This window comes from Streptomyces lateritius (genome assembly GCF_014649715.1).
GTDB lineage: Bacteria > Actinomycetota > Actinomycetes > Streptomycetales > Streptomycetaceae > Streptomyces > Streptomyces lateritius.
Genome location: NZ_BMTO01000002.1, coordinates 184,735 through 200,477 on the forward strand (window position 1 = coordinate 184,735; position 15,743 = coordinate 200,477).

The following is a 15,743-nucleotide window of genomic DNA, read 5'->3' on the forward strand; positions in this document are numbered from 1 at the left end:
GGCATCGGGGGATGCACATGAACGTGGCTCCGCACCTGCTGACCGAGGACCGCGCCGAGTACGAGCGCATCCTCGACGACGCACTGCGCTCCGCACACGAACGTCCGGATCTCGCCGAGGTCGGGAGACGGTTCACGACCGCGCAGTTGCGCACGATGGCGCTGAACGCGACGGCGCTGATCACCACCGCGGCGGCGGTCGAGTACGACCACTTCGTGAAGGTCCGTCAGGAAGGTCGCTCCCCGACCGGTACGAGCGTCATGAACGCCGTCCTGACGGGCGACGGCGACGGCGTCAGCGGTCCGGGAGCGGGCATCGTCGCGATCGTCACGGTCCTCGCGCCGGTGCTCTCCGGCTCGGCAGCGGTGATCTTCCTGCTGGTGGGCGCGCTGCTGAAGGTGCTCGATCCGGCGATGGTGTTCGCCGAGACCCTGCTGACGGCAGGTCTGTTCTTCGGCTCCGTCGCCGCCGCCGGACTGCTCTGCGCCGCCGCCGGACTGCTCGTGACGGCGCGGCGCAACCGTTCCACCGAGGTGGGCGCCGGAGCCACCGCCCCGGGCGAGGCGGACGACGAACTCTCCCGGGCCCGCGACGCCTGGCGCCGCGCGCTGCTGGAACGGGGCATCCTGCCGTTCCTCCGGGATGCCTTGGCCGAGCCGGACACCCGCCCGGCCCCGCCCGTGCCGCCGCCGAGGACGTCCCGGATACCGAAGATCGGCTACAGCGGCCCGGACTTCTCCAGCCCGAGCGAGGGCTCCTCGGGCAACCGGCCGACGTTCTCGAGCCCCGACTTCTCCAGCCCCGACTTCGGCCCGCCGGAGCACCAGCCGGAGTGACACCGTCGGAGGGACACCTTCGGACGGATCGAGGGAGTCACGCCGCCGGAGCGACCCCATCGGGACGGGCGCGTGCCGCACGGCCCCCCGTGACCGTGCGGTCCGCGCCCGTCCCGTACGTACGGCCGCGGGCGGCTACTCCGCCAGCGGCAGGTAGACCCGGTTCCCGGCGGCGGCGAACTCCGCGGACTTCTCCGCCATGCCGGCCGCGATCTCGTCCGACTTGAGGTCGCCACCGTGCTCGCGCCGGATGTCCTGCGAGATCTTCATCGAGCAGAACTTCGGACCGCACATCGAGCAGAAGTGCGCGGTCTTCGCGGGCTCCGCCGGCAGCGTCTCGTCGTGGAACTCACGGGCCGTGTCCGGGTCGAGCGCCAGGTTGAACTGGTCCTCCCAGCGGAACTCGAACCGCGCGTCCGAGAGCGCGTCGTCCCATTCCTGCGCCCCCGGGTGGCCCTTGGCCAGGTCGGCCGCGTGCGCCGCGATCTTGTACGTGATGACACCGGTCTTCACATCGTCGCGGTTGGGCAGGCCCAGGTGCTCCTTGGGCGTGACGTAGCAGAGCATCGCAGTGCCCCACCAGGCGATCATCGCGGCGCCGATCCCGGACGTGATGTGGTCGTACGCGGGCGCGACGTCCGTGGTCAGCGGGCCGAGGGTGTAGAACGGCGCCTCCTCGCAGATCTCCTGCTGAAGGTCGATGTTCTCCTTGATCTTGTGCATCGGGACGTGGCCCGGGCCCTCGATCATCGTCTGTACGTTGTGGCGCTTGGCGATCGTGTTCAGCTCACCGAGTGTGCGCAGCTCCGCGAACTGCGCCTCGTCGTTGGCGTCCGCGATCGAACCGGGGCGCAGACCGTCGCCCAGCGAGTACGTGACGTCGTACGCCGCCAGGATCTCGCAGAGCTCCTCGAAGTTCGTGTAAAGGAAGTTCTCCTTGTGGTGCGCGAGGCACCAGGCGGCCATGATCGAGCCGCCGCGCGAGACGATGCCGGTCTTGCGACGGGCGGTCAGGGGCACGTACGGCAGCAGCACACCGGCGTGCACCGTCATGTAGTCGACGCCCTGCTCGGCCTGCTCGATGACCGTGTCCTTGTAGATCTCCCAGGTCAGCTCCTCGGCCCTGCCGTCGACCTTCTCCAGGGCCTGGTAGAGCGGCACGGTACCGATCGGCACGGGGGAGTTGCGCAGCACCCATTCGCGGGTGGTGTGGATGTTGCGGCCGGTGGAGAGGTCCATGACCGTGTCGGCGCCCCACTTGGTCGCCCAGGTCATCTTCTCCACCTCCTCCTCGATGGAGGAGGTGACGGCGGAGTTTCCGATGTTGGCGTTGACCTTCACCAGGAACCGCTTGCCGATGATCATCGGCTCGATCTCCGGGTGGTTGACGTTCGCCGGGAGCACCGCGCGGCCCGCGGCGATCTCCTCGCGTACGACCTCGGGGGAGACGTTCTCGCGGATGGCGACGTACTCCATCTCCGGGGTGATCTCACCCCGGCGGGCGTACGCGAGCTGTGTCACCGCCTGGCCGTCGCGGCCGCGGCGGGGCTGGCGCGGGCGGCCGGGGAAGACCGCGTCGAGGTTCTTCAGGCCTCCGCGCGGAGAGGTGTGCTTGATCCCGTCGTCCTCGGGCCGGACCGGGCGGCCCGCGTACTCCTCCGTGTCGCCCCGACCGATGATCCAGTTCTCGCGCAGCGGCGGCAGGCCGCGCCGTACGTCGGTGTCGATGGTGGGGTCGGTGTACGGACCGGACGTGTCGTAGAGCGTCACGTCCTTGCCGTTGGTGAGGTGCACCTGACGGACCGGCACGCGGAGATCGGGGCGCGAGCCCGCGATGTACCCCTTGTGCCAGCCCGGCTTGCGCTCGACCTGACCGTCGTCGCCGTTCTGGCCGTCCTGGCTGTTCCGGCCGTCCTGGCTGGTGGCAGGCGTGCGTGCATCCTGAATGGTCATGAGACCGATCTCCCTACGCCGGCATTACCCGGTAACAGGTTCGGCGGTCGGCGCAGCGATCCTTCAGCGCCCTCTCAGCCCGGTGCTCCGAGCTCCCGCGTGTGCAAAGGTGCCACCACGCTAGCGTCAACCCTGGCGTGCTGAACAGTGGGCCCCCGTCGTTCTTGCGATGATCGGTCGGTGACTTCCTCGCAGCAGACCCCCGAACCCGACGGCCACGACGGACATGGGAGCGCCGGCCACGGGCACGGCCACGCCCACAGCCACGGGCCGGCCGCGCCCGTGTCCCGGCATCTGCGCAAGGTCATCGCCGCGGTCCTGATCCCGTTCGCCACCGCCGTGGTGGTCGGACTGGCGGTCCTGTGGCCCGGCGGTGCCCCGGCGCACGAGCGCACCGGCGTCGGCTTCGACCGGCAGACCGAGCAGGGCAAGGTCGTCTCGGTCGAGCGGATCGACTGCAAGGACGTGAACGCCGCTCAGGTCCCGCCGACCGGCGACACCTCCACCCCGGAGGGACGGGAGGCCGTCGCCGCCCAGCAGGGCGAGTGCGAGAAGGCGACGATCGAAGTCACCACCGGGAACGACAAGGGCCGCACCTTCGTCGAGATCGTGCAGCCGGACGCTCCCCGGCAGTTGGACGAGGGGCAGGGCGTGGTGGTGGCGTACGCCCCCGACGCGCCGCGCGACCTGCAGTACTCCGTCACGGACGTGGACCGCAAGGTACCGCTGACGGTGCTCGCCCTGATCTTCGCGCTCGCGGTCGTGCTGGTCGGCCGGATGCGTGGCCTGATGGCGCTCATCTCGCTCGCGGTCAGCTTCCTGATCCTGACCTTCTTCATCCTGCCGGCGATCCTGCAGGGCTCGAACCCGCTGGTGGTGGCGGTGGTCGGGTCGAGCGCGATCATGTTGATCGCGCTCTACATGTGCCACGGTCTCTCGGCCCGTACCTCGGTCGCGGTGCTCGGGACCCTGATCTCGCTGCTGCTGATCGGGCTGCTCGGCTCGCTCTTCATCGGCTGGGCCTCTCTCAGCGGCAACACGGACGACAACACCGGTCTGATCCACGGCCTCTACCCGGGCATCGACATGTCCGGTCTGCTGCTCGCGGGCGTCATCATCGGTTCGCTCGGCGTCCTCGACGATGTGACGGTGACCCAGACCTCGGCGGTGTGGGAGCTGCACCAGGCCGATCCGCGGATGGGACCCCGGGCGCTGTACCGAGCCGGGATCCGGATCGGACGCGACCACATCGCGTCCGTGGTGAACACGCTGGTGCTCGCCTACGCCGGTGCGGCCCTCCCCCTGCTGCTGCTCTTCTCGATCGCGCAGAGCAGCGTGGGCACCGTGGCCAACAGCGAGCTGGTCGCCGAGGAGATCGTGCGGACGCTGGTGGGGTCGATCGGTCTGGTGGCCTCGGTGCCGGTCACCACCGCGCTCGCGGCGCTGGTGGTCTCCGCCGATCGGCCGGCGTCCGCCTCGGCCGGGGCTCCGGGGTCTGCGGGTCCCCTGGGCTCCTCGGAGAAGCGTTCGTCCAAGGGCGGGCGGCGCCGCCGGGCGAAGTGACCGATCTGGCGAGGGGCGTTCAGCCCGCGTTCTCCTCCGCGAGAATCCGGCCGAGCGCCGCCTCCAGGTTGTCCTCGAAGTCGCCCCATGTCCGTTCCTGACCGAGCGGGACCAGCTTGTCCGTACGGTCGAGGAAGGCGACGAGCGGCGGAGCGCTGGCCCGGAAGAAGGCCCGGTCGCTGCCGACCTGGAGCCGGATGGCGACGTCGGAAAGATTCTCGGGCTCGGTCGGCGCGATGTGGACATCGCCGTCCCCGCTCGGTCGGTTGATCCCGTCGATCAGAAGCTCCCGGCCAAACGCCCAGGTCACGGGCGCGTCACCGGGAAGATGGAAGGTCATCCGCACCGCGTAGGGATCCCTGGTGTCGTATCGCAGTTCCACCGGGATTCTGAAGGAGAGCTCCTCGGAGACCAGGAAACTCATCAGGACCTCGGCCTGAACCGACTCTCGCATCATGTACCCCGCAGTAGATCAAGCAGTTGGGTAGATACAGCTGCTGAAAGCTGTGGTGGAAACGGCCAGGAATCATCCCCGATGGCCCTCTTGACGCCATCGTGCTGCACGCACTAGCAGATCACAAGGAGTGATTTTTCAGATACTGATAGAGAAAGCGAAGGAACTGAAGAGCCTTCCGATCTCGTTCTGTAGTCGTTCGACTGCGGGGAGCAATCGTTCTTGCTGGTGAAGGGGGAGGGAAATGGCCATGGCAGCCGCCGTGGACCCCGCCGTGATGGGGACGGCGGCGCAGACCGTGCCGAGCGCGTATTCCTGACGCTCTACCAGGGGTTCCATTCGCCCCATACCGCCCAAACGATCCAAAAGCATACGTCGGTTACGCACCGTATACGGAGTGATGGATTCGATCGGATGCCGGTCGAGGTGGTCTTGACGACTCTTCAGATCGAGTTGGCTCAGCAGGCACTGTCCGATCGCATGGGCGTGACCGGTCTCGCGGAAGTCGGCCCACTCGTCCACGGCGGGGGCGGAGGGGGTGTCGGCGACGGCGACGAGCTCGATCTCACCCTCGCGGTAGATGGCGAAGTAGACGGGGACGCCGATCTCGTCCCGCCAGTGCGCGAGAGAGTCTTCGATCTTGGTGCGACGATTCTGCAGAACTCCGCCGCCGGCCAGTCGCCCCGCGGCGTCGCCGAACACGAACACACCCTTCTCGCGGCGCAGATAGCCCTCGTGCGTCAGGGTGCGCAACAAGTGGTACGCGGTGGGAAGCGGGAGCCCCGCTTCGCGCGCGAGCTGTTTGGCGGGGGCTCCGTCCTCGTGGGAGCCCACGGCCTCCAGAAGTCTCAGCGCCCGCTGCACCGAGCCGATCAGGGTAGGGACAGCGGATTGCGTAGCCGTGGCCAAAGGTCACCCCCAGGCGTGACGACGGGTGCCGTGCACCCGCCCGCGGGGGCCGCCCCCGCGCGCCCACCGCGGCCTGGGAACCGGTGGGGTCCGGTGGCGGACCCGCCCGGGAGAAGTGAAGAACCGCTGGTCGGAGCAGAGATCTACGCCGGTTTTTCCCCGGAGCGGCAGAGGATTGCCACTGTAACGGCAGCCTCGCGACGTGCACACGGTTTCAACCAGCGGGTTCCCCCGGCCGGGCTAACACTGGACGGCTGCCGACACCGGCGAGTAACTGGTTCTACCAGTCCTCCCTCGAGGTGGAGGAGGACATGAACTTCCGCACCACGTAGATGAGTCCGCCGACGAGGGCGACGAAGACCAGCACTTTGAAGAGCAGACCGATCACGAACGTCGCGACGCTGGTGATCAGGCCGCCGAAGACGAACAGGGCGATGAGCGGTATGGCAACCCACTTCACCCACCAGGGCATCCCCGCGAGCATCTCTCGTACCGCCATCGCGCCTACCTCGTCTCCCGAAGAGTCCGTTCCGCGCGCTCTGCGCCGAACACCCTCGATGCTAGGGCCCGCACCGGTCCCCACGGGGGCCTCGCGGCCCTGGGACTCCCCTGATCCGACCCCTAGGGAATCGGCACGCGGACCCCGGAGACGTCAGCTCTCCGGCGGAGAGAAGACCACCATGACCCTCAGATCCTCGGTGATGTGGTGGAACTTGTGGGCCACACCCGCGGGCACGTAGACCACACTGCCGCGCGCCACCTGCGTGGTCTCCGTCCCGACGGTGATCGAGGCCCGGCCGCTGACGACGAAGTACACCTCGTCCTGGCCGTGCGGCTGCTGCGGGTCGAGGGCGCCGGCGTCGAGCGCGTACAGACCGACCGACATGTTCCGCTCGCGCAGGAACTGGAGGTACCTGCCGTCATTGGCGGCGCGCTCCGCCTCCAACTCGTCCAGTCGGAAAGCCTTCATCGTTCTGTCCACCCCTGCCTCGGCCCGATCATGTCTGCCACGATCAGACACATGATGAATTTCGTAGTCAAGACGCTCGCCAACGCGGGCGCGCTGGGAGTGGCCATCTGGCTTCTCCAGGACATCACCCTGACCGGTGAGAGCACCGGCAAGAAGGCCTGGACGCTCATCCTCGTCGCCCTGGTTTTCGGGCTGGTGAACTTCTTGGTCAAGCCGGTCGTGAAGCTGCTGACGCTTCCCCTGTTCATCCTCACGCTCGGCTTGATCACGCTGGTGGTCAACGCGCTGATGCTGCTGCTGACCTCCTGGCTGGCCGACCAGCTCGACCTCAGCTTCCATGTCGAGGGCTTCTTGACCGCCGTCCTCGGCGGCCTGATCATCTCCGTCGTGTCCTGGGCGCTCAACGTGATGCTCCCGGACGGGGACTGAGCGCGTATGGAGTCGACAGAGCCGACGCGGTCGTGGAGTGCCGGACTCGGCGACGGGACGCGGGCGGTACGGGCCGGGCTGCCCGAGCCGGTGAAGTACGAACCGACTCTCCCGGGGCCGGTCTTCGCCGCCCACTTCCATCTGCCGGGCGACCCCACCGGCCCCTACACGTACGGGCGGGACGAGAACCCCACCTGGACCCATCTGGAACGTGCCCTCGGCGAACTGGAGGCCCCGGGGGAGCAGGACGTCCAGACGCTCGTCTTCGCGTCCGGCATGGCCGCCATCTCGGCCGTCCTCTTCTCCCAGCTCAGGGCCGGTGACACTGTCGTGATGCCGGACGACGGCTACCAGGCGCTCCCCCTGGTCCACGAGCAGCTGAGGGCGTACGGGATCGAGGTCCGCACCGCGCCGACCGGCGGCGACGCGCAGCTGTCCGTTCTGGAGGGAGCACGGCTGCTGTGGATCGAGACTCCGTCCAACCCCGGGCTCGACGTCTGTGACATCCGTCGCCTGGCCCGCGCCGCGCACGAGGCCGGAGCGCTCGTCGCCGTCGACAACACCCTGGCCACCCCGCTCGGCCAGCGGCCCCTGGAGCTGGGAGCGGACTTCTCCGTCGCCAGCGACACCAAGGGCACGACCGGGCACGGCGACATCCTGCTCGGTCATGTGAGCTGCCGTGATCCGCGGCTGGCCGCGGACGTGCGGCGGTGGCGCAAGATCGTCGGAGCGATCCCCGGCCCCATGGAAGCCTGGCTCGCCCACCGCTCGCTCGCCACGCTCCAGCTCCGCGTCGACCGGCAGTGCGCCTCGGCCCTCGCTGTCGCAGAGGCACTCGGCAATCGCGGTGAGGTGACCGGGCTGCGCTACCCGGGGCTGCCCGACGACCCGTCCCACCCGGTGGCCGCCACACAGATGCGGCGCTTCGGGTCCGTGGTGTCCTTCGTCCTGCCCGACAAGGCCTGGGCCGAGCGATTCCTGGACGGGCTGCGTCTTGTCGACGACGCCACCAGCTTCGGTGGCGTGCGCTCCACGGCCGAGCGGCGCGGGCGGTGGGGCGGCGACGCGGTCCCAGAGGGTTTCATCCGCTTCTCGGTCGGGGCGGAGGACCCGGACGATCTGATCGCGGACGTGCTGCGGGCGCTCGACCGGGCCGAAGGCGACGATGACCGGGCGGCGCGCTGACGCGGCGGGCTGACGCCGGCGCACGGAACGAGGGCGCTCCGAGCCTCCCCCCTCATGGCTCGGAACGCCCCGGTTCCACGCGCGGAGAACCCGCCTGCACAAGGCTAGTTGACTCTGCGTCAGTGTCCAATCACGGTAGCGACAGAGACCTATCGACTTATTTATAGTTGGACGGTCCTGAGGCGGCGTCAGCCGGCCGCCAGAGTCGAACGGCCGCACGGCCGGGAGGGGGCAGACATGGACCTCGCCCTGCTGCGCACGTTCGTCACGGTGCACCGGGCCGGTTCCTTCACCCGTGCCGCCGCGCTGCTCGGACTCTCACAACCCGCGGTCACCAGCCAGATCCGCACGCTGGAACGGCAGCTGGGCCGCCCCCTCTTCCTCAGACAGGCCCGCGGGGTCACCCCCACCACCATCGGTGACGAGCTCGCCCACCGCGCCGCCCCTCATCTGGACGCCCTCGTCGAGATCGCCGAGACCGGGCTGGACGAGGAGAGCGGCGTACGGACCCTCCACCTCGCCGGGCCTCCTGAGTTCACCGCGGCTCGCGCCCTGCCGGCCCTCACCCCGCTGGTCGCCCAGGGCCTGGCGGTCCGGGCGTCCTTCCTGGGCAACTCCGAGGACATCCTCGACGGGCTGGCCGCGGGGCATCACGATCTGGCCATCGCCACCGCTCGCCCACGCGGCGGCCTTCTCACCTCCACCCCCCTCTGCGACGAGGAACACGTCCTCGTCGCCGCCCCTCGGTGGGCCGCCCGGCTGGTACCCGAAGTACTGCTGCGCAGGGGCGCGGTCATCCTGGAGCAGCTCCCGGTCGTGGAGGTGCACGAGTCGCTGCCGTTCGTCTCCCGGTACTGGGCGGCGGTCTTCGAGACCAAGCCGGCCGCGACGGCGACCGTCATAGCCCCTGATCTACGGGCCGTGCTGGAGTCGGCGGCCTCCGGCGCCGGCCTCGCCGTGCTGCCCCGGTATCTGTGCGAGGAGGCCTTGCAGCAGGGCCGTCTCGTCGCGCTGCTCGATCCGCCGGTGCCCCCGCTGCGGACGTACTTCCTGATCGTGCGCGCGGGCACCCTGGCGCTGCCGCACATCGCGCGGGCACACGAGTGGCTGCTGCGGGCTTCCGAGGACTGGTGAGTTTCAGGACACCTCTGATGGGCCATTTTCTTCCCATGACCGAACGTCCCGTGGTCAAGCGCACCGCACGCGCCATCCTGCTCGATGGAAACGACCTCATCCTGATCAAGCGCACCAAGCCGGGGATGGATCCCTACTGGGTGACGCCCGGCGGCGGGGTCGAGCCCTCGGACTCCACCGTCGTCCAGGCCCTCCACCGCGAGGTGCACGAGGAACTCGGCGCCAAGATCACCGATGTGGTCCCCTGCTTCGTGGACACCGTCGAACACATCGTCGACGGCGGCGTCTCCGGAGTGAAGGTCCAGCACTTCTTCGTCTGCCGGCTCGAGTCGATGGACCCCTCATTGCGGCACGGCCCCGAGGTCGAGGAGCCGTGCGGCGAGTACGAGATCGTCCGGGTGCCGTTCACCCGGGTCGGCATCGCCGCCGTCCATCTCGTACCCCTCTCGCTGCGTCACTACCTGGACGGCAACATCGAGGGCGTCCGCGCGATGCACGCTCCCGACCTGGGCTGATGCCCCTCCGGATCGGCTAGGGACCGCCGACGGCGCCGGCGGCACCCACGGCGCTCGTGGCGACCAGATCCTCGAAGGAGTCGTGACGGATCCGCTCCGCAGGGATGCCGATGCGCCGCAGGGTGTCGACCCCACGGCGGATCATGCCGGGCGGTCCCGAGAGATAGGCCTCGTACTCGTTCCATGGACCGTACTGGCGCACGGCGTCCGGCAGCTGTGCCTGGTCCTCGGTGACCGGCCGCACCGACAGCCACGGAAATGTCTGCTGGAGCCGCATCATCGTGTCGATGTCGTAGAGGTCATGGCCGCTCCGCGCCCCGTAGAACACCTCGACGGGGCGCCGGTCCCCGTGCTCGGCGACGTCCTCGACCAGCGCCTTGATGGGGGCGATCCCGGTGCCGCCGCCCAGACAGAGCAGCCCGTTGTCGGTGGAGTGGTCGACGGTCATGGACCCTGCGGGCGGCCCGAGCCGCAGGACGTCTCCGGGGCGGGCGTGGTGGACCAGGGCGTTGGACACCCAGCCGGCCGGGACGGCCTTGACGTGCAGGGTGAGGAGTCCGTCGGGTCGCGGCGCGGAGGCGAAGGAGTAGTGCCGCCACACGCGGGGCCACCACGGGGTCTCCAACGTCGTGTACTGGCCGGCGAGGAAGGGGTACGGCTGGTCGGGGCGGAGCGTGACCACCGCGATGTCCGGTGTCCGCAGGTCGTGCGAGACCACCTCGGCGTGCCACCAGGCGGGAGCGAGCCGCTCGTTCTCGGCCGCCGCGTCGATCATGATCTGCGAGATCGTGGTGTACGTCCGGACCCAGGCGGCCTCGCTCTCCTCGTCCCAGGTCAGGGTGGCGTACCGGGTCAAGGCGCCGATGAGGGCTTCGCCGACGGCCGGGTAGTGCGTCGGCTGGGTGCCGTACTTGCGGTGTCCGCGGCCCAGGTGCTGGAGGTACGCGGTGAGCACCGGGGCGTCGTCCAGGTGTTCCGCCGCCGTCAACAGCGCCTTGAGCAGGCGGTCCCGCTGGGTGTCCATGGCCGGAGGGAACAACGAGCGCAGCTCGGGGTGGCGCACGAAGAGCAGGGCGTAGAAGTACGAGGTCACCTTGTCGGCGGCGGGTGCGATATCGGCCAGGGTGCGGCGGATCAGCAGTGCATCGGGGGAGGGTCCCGCGGGTATTCGGGGCGCCGCCTCCCCGTCCGGCTCCTCCGCGGCCGTCCCAGTGGTCGGAGCATCCATCATGTGCCTCGCATCGAGGAGCCGTCTGCCGTCTGCCGTCGCCCCAGCCTGGCAGCTCCTCTCCGCACCACGGACAGAAAGCGGAATTCTGGGCAATCCTCCCCCGGGTGCGGCTACAGTACGTCGTTTCGAACCAGTTCATAGGCCTCCCGCAGATCGCCTCCGACGTACTGCCGGCGCGACAGGCCGGCCAGATGGTGATCGGCGTTCACCGCCACGGTCACCGGTACGACGGAGAAGAGTTCTGCGTCGGACATCGAGTCCCCGTAGGCCACGCATTCGTCGAAGCCCACGCCGTACTCCGCGCAGAGATCACGTGCGATCCGTACCTTCGCTCGCGCGTCGAGGATCCCCGGCCGGTGGACCGGCCGGGTGAAGGGGACGGCGGGCCATCGGGACCCATGGGTGGCGTCCGCACCCCAGTCGAGGAGGCGTTCGACGAAGAAGTCCGGGGAGAGCGAGATGACGGCGCAGCGGCCGCCCCGTGCGCGGATGTCCGCCCAGACCTCACGGATCCCGGCCAGCCAGGGCGCCCCCTCGAAGGCGGCCGTCACGTGCTCGGGTGTCAGGGCGGACCAGAGCTCTCGCGCCTGGACGGCGAACTCGTCCGGAGTCATCCCCTGGAGCAGGAACGCCTGCTCCAGGGCCGTGATCTCCTCGCTGAGGCCGAGCTGCCGGGAGATCTCCACGGCGGCTGCCGATCCCCGGATCAGGGTGCCGTCGAGGTCGAAGAGATGGAGCCTGGGTCTGTCTGTCGGACTCGTCATGTACGCCGAGGCTAGTCAGGGGCCGTTATGTACGCCGAGGCTAGTCAGGGGCCGTTCCTCCCGCTGTCAGACACGAGTCACGGGGGCGGGGCGGCACGGTGTTTCACGTGAAACATCTCAGCCGCCCCGCTCGGCGGGCTCCCCTCATTCACAGAAACCTCCTACCGCGCGATGAAGGTGTTCACGGTGGGCCCTCTCTTCATGACGGTATCCCGGGCCTGAAGCCATGGGGGCTGATCCACAGGGGCCGCCGCCTGCGGGTATCGGCCAGTTCCGGTAAAGCGGTGGACGGACGATCACCGCGTCGGACAGCCTGAACGGCATGCCGACCTCGATCGCCACGCTCGACCAGCTCCCCATCCGTTGTCTTTCCTCGGGCGACCTCACCGCCTGCGCGGATCTCTCGGAGGACCGCGGCTGGCCGCGCGAAGAGCACAAGTGGGGTCTCCTGCTCGCCGCGGGGACGGGGTACGGCATCGACGACCCGGCGGGCAACGGGCTCATCGCCGCATGCGTGGTCACGTCCTACGGTCCTGGTCTCGCCGCGATCGGGATGGTCCTGGTCGCCGAGCGGCACGCCCGCCAGGGCGTCGGCCGCCGACTGATGGACCATGTCATCTCCCAGTCCATGGACATCCCGCTCACCCTGCACGCCACCCCGAACGGGCAGCCGCTCTACGAGCAGCTGGGCTTCGTCGAGACGGGCCGTGCCGAGATGATCCAAGGCCATTTCACGCTCAGGGAACCGGCACCGGAGATCCGGACCCGTCCGGCCACCGCCGAGGACCTCCACGCGATCCTTCGCCTGGACACCGAGGTCTTCGGCCTGGACCGCACCCCGATGATCACCCGCCTGCCGGCCTTCGCGGACCAGTTCCGGGTCGCGGAGGAGAACGGGGAGATCACCGGTTACGCAGCGGCCTGGCCGAACATGGAGACCCATGTCATCGGCCCCCTGATCGCCCGGGACGAGGCCACGGCCCGGTCTCTCGTCGCCTCGCTGGCCACGGTGACGGACCGCCCCCTCCGGACAGACATCGACGTGCGCCACGCGTCGCTGCTGACCTGGCTCAAGACGAACGGTCTCGCCCCCATCGCCTTCAACGCGGTCATGGTCCGCTCCCTGCCCGGCCTTCCGGGCGACTGGAGCCGACGCTTCGCCCCCCTCACCGTGGCGGCGGGCTGACCACCGGGCGGCCTTGACGGACTGGTTTATTGCAGACGCGGGCTTTTGCACAGATCCTCTACCCTGGGAGGAGCCGCTCGGGATCCGAGGAGAGACCATGACCGCGACCGCGCCCGCCCTCACCGCCCTCTCCCAGGGCTGGTGCGCCCTTTCTCTGCTGCACGGCAGGATCGAGTCGCACATCGAGCGCGCCCTGGAGGCCAAGCACGGCCTCAGCGTTCGCGAGTACTCCCTCCTCGACGTACTCAGCCGCCAGCACAGCGGCCCCGGCGGGCACCTGCAGATGAAGCAGGTCGCGGACGCCGTCGTGCTCAGCCAGAGCGCCACCACCCGGCTGGTGACCCGCCTGGAGGACCGGGGCCTGCTCACGCGGTACCTCTGCGCAACCGACCGGCGCGGCATCTACACCGATGTCACCGAAGCCGGCCTGAAGCTGCTCGAAGAAGCACGGCCCACCAACGACGGTGCTCTGCGCGAGGCACTCGACGAGGCTGCCAAGAATCCGGAGCTGGCGCCCCTCGTCCGCGTCGTCGAAGGACTCGACGTCCCCGCCTGACGCCACGTGCGGAGGGCGTACCCTGCGCCGCATGAGCGATCTTGAGATAAGGCCCGCCGCCGCGAGCGACCTGCCGGCCATCGTCGCGATGCTCGCCGATGATCCCCTCGGCGCCCAGCGCGAGTCACCCGGCGACCTCACCCCGTACACCGAGGCCTTCGAGCGGCTCGTCCATGACCCGAACCAGCGTCTGGTCGTGGCCGTACGCGCTGGCGCGGTCGTGGGCACCCTGCAGCTCACGATCGTTCCCGGCCTTTCCCGTCGTGGAACCACCCGTTCGATCATCGAGGGCGTCCGCATCCACACGGAGGAACGAGGCAGCGGCCTCGGCACCCAGCTCCTCGAGTGGGCCGTCGAGGAATCCCGCCGCCAGAACTGCCGACTGGTGCAGCTCACCTCCGACGCGACCCGCACGGACGCCCACCGCTTCTACGAACGGCTCGGCTTCGAGGCGTCCCATCTGGGATTCAAGATGAGCCTCTGAGAGCCGCCGACACGACAGGGCGCCGAAGGACACCCCCAGCGCCCTGTTTCACGTGAAACAGGCGCTCAGAGGCCGCGCCAGCCCGCCTCGTCCACACCGCCGGGCACGGCGTCCCCCTGTTCGTACGGCTCGCGGGTGAAAACGAAGGACGCAAGGTCGAGGTGGCTCACCGAGCCGTCCGGACGACGCACCACCCGCAGCGTCTCCCCCGCGTAATACCCGTTCAGCCCGATCCAGCCGCCACCCGGCAACGGCCGGAACTCCGCTCGCCGGCCGGCACCGCGCAGGGGCTCCAGGGCCACGCCCCGCCCGGGCCCGAGGCGCAGCCCGAACGCGTACGTTCCCCAGTACCAGGGGCCGGTCAGCTCGAGCAGTTCCTGGTCGACCTCGGCCTCGGGCAGCGGCCGCCACGGCTCGGGAAACCTCGGCTCAGCGTCTGCCACGATCCGTACGAGGTCTGCGGCCACCGCCGCGGTCAACGGCCCGGAGGTCGCGTTGGCGAGGGCGACCGCGGCCACTCCGTCAGCCACGCTGACCCACAGGCAGGCGACGAAGCCCGGCAGCGAACCGGTATGACCGATCAGCGTCCGACCATCCTTGTGCACCAGCTGCACACCGAGGCCGTAGCCGCCCTCCCAGTCCCCCGCTGCCGGTGGCGCCGCGGGGGTGCGCATCTCCTCGACGGACGCCGCGCACAGGACCCGGTCGTCCCCCTGGGCGAGGAACCCGGCGAAGCGGCAGAGGTCGTCAGCCGTCGACCAGAGCTGCCCGGCCGGCGCCATCAGCCCCAGGTCCTCGGTCGGTTCGGGAAGCATCACGTCGGCCCAGGGGTGCACGGCCCAACCGCCGGCGTGCGGGGCGATCGGCTGCGTACTCGTACGGGTCAGCCCCAGCGGCTCCAGGACCTCACCGCGCAGCGCCTCTTCCCAGGAGACCCCACGTACCGCCTCGACCAGTGAACCGAGCAGGGTGTAGCCGGGGTTGGAGTAGTGGTGCCGGCGCCCCATCGGCTGGACGAGCGGCTCGTCGCCGAGCACATCGGCCAGCTCCGGCCGTACGGTCCCGGGCGTCCGCTCCCACCACGGCGCGGGTGCCTCGGCCCCGAGGCCGGCACTGTGCCCGAGAAGCTGGGCGACGGTCACCTCGCCGACCCTTGTACCGGGAAGGTGCTTCTCCAGCGGATCGTTCAGATCCAGGAGGCCCTCGTCTCTGAGCCGCATCACCAGAACAGCGGTGAACACCTTGGTGAGGGAGCCGATCCGGTACTGCGTGTCCGCGTCCGGCGCGTGCCCGTCGACACAGCTGCGCGATCCGCTCCACACTCTCCGCCCGTCACGGGCCACCGCCCCGACGAAGGAAGGCGCCCGCCCCTCGGCCTGGGCGACGGCGACGCGGTGCGACAAGGCCCGCTCGGTACTGGGAAGCAGCGCTTCGAAGGATGAGGTCATACACCGATCCAACGCTGCCGCCACTGCGGAGTCGACCCCATTTGTGTTCCGCCAGGGCCAGAGCCTTCCACCGTACCCGCCCACGGGCCCCCACCCGCGCTGTTCTGCCGACGGTGAAGACCGGTC

Annotated in this window: 17 protein-coding genes; 9 read left to right on the top strand and 8 right to left on the bottom strand. The window is 69.5% G+C overall.

The features are described from left to right. Nucleotides 1–11: 11 nt before the first annotated feature. Entirely contained in the window at nucleotides 12–836 is an 825-nt protein-coding gene (locus IE136_RS04170) for a hypothetical protein (protein WP_189599513.1), read from the top strand. A 135-nt stretch (nucleotides 837–971) separates the two neighbouring features. Here the strand turns inward: IE136_RS04170 and thiC are convergent, their stop codons facing one another. Further along, a complete protein-coding gene (gene thiC / locus IE136_RS04175; protein ID WP_189599515.1) occupies nucleotides 972–2,789 on the bottom strand; it encodes a phosphomethylpyrimidine synthase ThiC in 1,818 nt (605 codons plus the stop codon). 180 nt (nucleotides 2,790–2,969) lie between these two features. Here thiC and IE136_RS04180 point away from each other — a divergent pair, with 180 nt between their 5' ends. Next, a complete protein-coding gene (locus IE136_RS04180) occupies nucleotides 2,970–4,352 on the top strand; it encodes a YibE/F family protein (protein WP_189599517.1) in 1,383 nt (460 codons plus the stop codon). Nucleotides 4,353–4,371: 19 nt separating this feature from the next. Here IE136_RS04180 and IE136_RS04185 read toward each other — a convergent pair whose 3' ends face one another. From IE136_RS04185 to IE136_RS04200, 4 genes are all read right to left on the bottom strand, one after another. Then, nucleotides 4,372–4,806 (bottom strand): SsgA family sporulation/cell division regulator, encoded by a 435-nt coding sequence (locus IE136_RS04185; protein WP_158994481.1) that lies wholly within the window; start codon nucleotides 4,804–4,806, stop codon nucleotides 4,372–4,374. Between the two features lie 138 nt (nucleotides 4,807–4,944). Beyond that, nucleotides 4,945–5,715 (bottom strand): IclR family transcriptional regulator, encoded by a 771-nt coding sequence (locus tag IE136_RS04190; RefSeq protein WP_189599519.1) that lies wholly within the window; start codon nucleotides 5,713–5,715, stop codon nucleotides 4,945–4,947. A 280-nt stretch (nucleotides 5,716–5,995) separates the two neighbouring features. After that, the gene (locus IE136_RS04195; RefSeq protein WP_158988594.1) at nucleotides 5,996–6,214 is read right to left on the bottom strand and encodes a DUF5326 family protein; all 219 of its coding nucleotides are present in this window, start codon (nucleotides 6,212–6,214) and stop codon (nucleotides 5,996–5,998) included. Nucleotides 6,215–6,367: 153 nt separating this feature from the next. Next, nucleotides 6,368–6,685 (bottom strand): cupin domain-containing protein, encoded by a 318-nt coding sequence (locus IE136_RS04200; protein ID WP_158988593.1) that lies wholly within the window; start codon nucleotides 6,683–6,685, stop codon nucleotides 6,368–6,370. 51 nt (nucleotides 6,686–6,736) lie between these two features. Here IE136_RS04200 and IE136_RS04205 point away from each other — a divergent pair, with 51 nt between their 5' ends. The 4 genes from IE136_RS04205 (at nucleotide 6,737) to IE136_RS04220 (ending at nucleotide 9,948) form a co-directional block, all read left to right on the top strand. Further along, entirely contained in the window at nucleotides 6,737–7,114 is a 378-nt protein-coding gene (locus tag IE136_RS04205; RefSeq protein ID WP_158988592.1) for a phage holin family protein, read from the top strand. Nucleotides 7,115–7,120: 6 nt separating this feature from the next. Further along, on the top strand, nucleotides 7,121–8,299 hold the full coding sequence (locus tag IE136_RS04210; RefSeq protein ID WP_158988591.1) for a cystathionine gamma-lyase: 1,179 nt from the start codon (nucleotides 7,121–7,123) through the stop codon (nucleotides 8,297–8,299). 237 nt (nucleotides 8,300–8,536) lie between these two features. Next, the gene (locus IE136_RS04215) at nucleotides 8,537–9,433 is read left to right on the top strand and encodes a LysR family transcriptional regulator (protein WP_158988590.1); all 897 of its coding nucleotides are present in this window, start codon (nucleotides 8,537–8,539) and stop codon (nucleotides 9,431–9,433) included. 35 nt (nucleotides 9,434–9,468) lie between these two features. Further along, the gene (locus IE136_RS04220) at nucleotides 9,469–9,948 is read left to right on the top strand and encodes an NUDIX domain-containing protein (RefSeq protein ID WP_158988589.1); all 480 of its coding nucleotides are present in this window, start codon (nucleotides 9,469–9,471) and stop codon (nucleotides 9,946–9,948) included. 16 nt (nucleotides 9,949–9,964) lie between these two features. Here the strand turns inward: IE136_RS04220 and IE136_RS04225 are convergent, their stop codons facing one another. Further along, on the bottom strand, nucleotides 9,965–11,272 hold the full coding sequence (locus IE136_RS04225) for a globin domain-containing protein (protein WP_373308992.1): 1,308 nt from the start codon (nucleotides 11,270–11,272) through the stop codon (nucleotides 9,965–9,967). 17 nt (nucleotides 11,273–11,289) lie between these two features. Then, nucleotides 11,290–11,943 (bottom strand): HAD family hydrolase, encoded by a 654-nt coding sequence (locus IE136_RS04230; RefSeq protein ID WP_189599521.1) that lies wholly within the window; start codon nucleotides 11,941–11,943, stop codon nucleotides 11,290–11,292. A gap of 322 nt (nucleotides 11,944–12,265) precedes the next feature. Between IE136_RS04230 and IE136_RS04235 the strand changes: the two genes are divergently transcribed. From IE136_RS04235 to IE136_RS04245, 3 genes are all read left to right on the top strand, one after another. Beyond that, nucleotides 12,266–13,129 carry a GNAT family N-acetyltransferase gene (locus tag IE136_RS04235; RefSeq protein ID WP_189599523.1) on the top strand — a complete coding sequence of 288 codons (864 nt, stop codon included), beginning with the start codon at nucleotides 12,266–12,268 and terminating at the stop codon, nucleotides 13,127–13,129. Between the two features lie 97 nt (nucleotides 13,130–13,226). Further along, on the top strand, nucleotides 13,227–13,685 hold the full coding sequence (locus IE136_RS04240; RefSeq protein ID WP_158988585.1) for a MarR family winged helix-turn-helix transcriptional regulator: 459 nt from the start codon (nucleotides 13,227–13,229) through the stop codon (nucleotides 13,683–13,685). A 31-nt stretch (nucleotides 13,686–13,716) separates the two neighbouring features. After that, nucleotides 13,717–14,169: a GNAT family N-acetyltransferase gene (locus IE136_RS04245; RefSeq protein WP_189599525.1), complete on the top strand. Its 453-nt coding sequence runs from the start codon at nucleotides 13,717–13,719 to the stop codon at nucleotides 14,167–14,169. Nucleotides 14,170–14,234: 65 nt separating this feature from the next. On the opposite strand, the gene IE136_RS04250 is transcribed toward IE136_RS04245, so the two are convergent. Next, entirely contained in the window at nucleotides 14,235–15,617 is a 1,383-nt protein-coding gene (locus tag IE136_RS04250) for a serine hydrolase domain-containing protein (protein ID WP_189599527.1), read from the bottom strand. Between the last annotated feature and the right edge of the window lie 126 nt (nucleotides 15,618–15,743).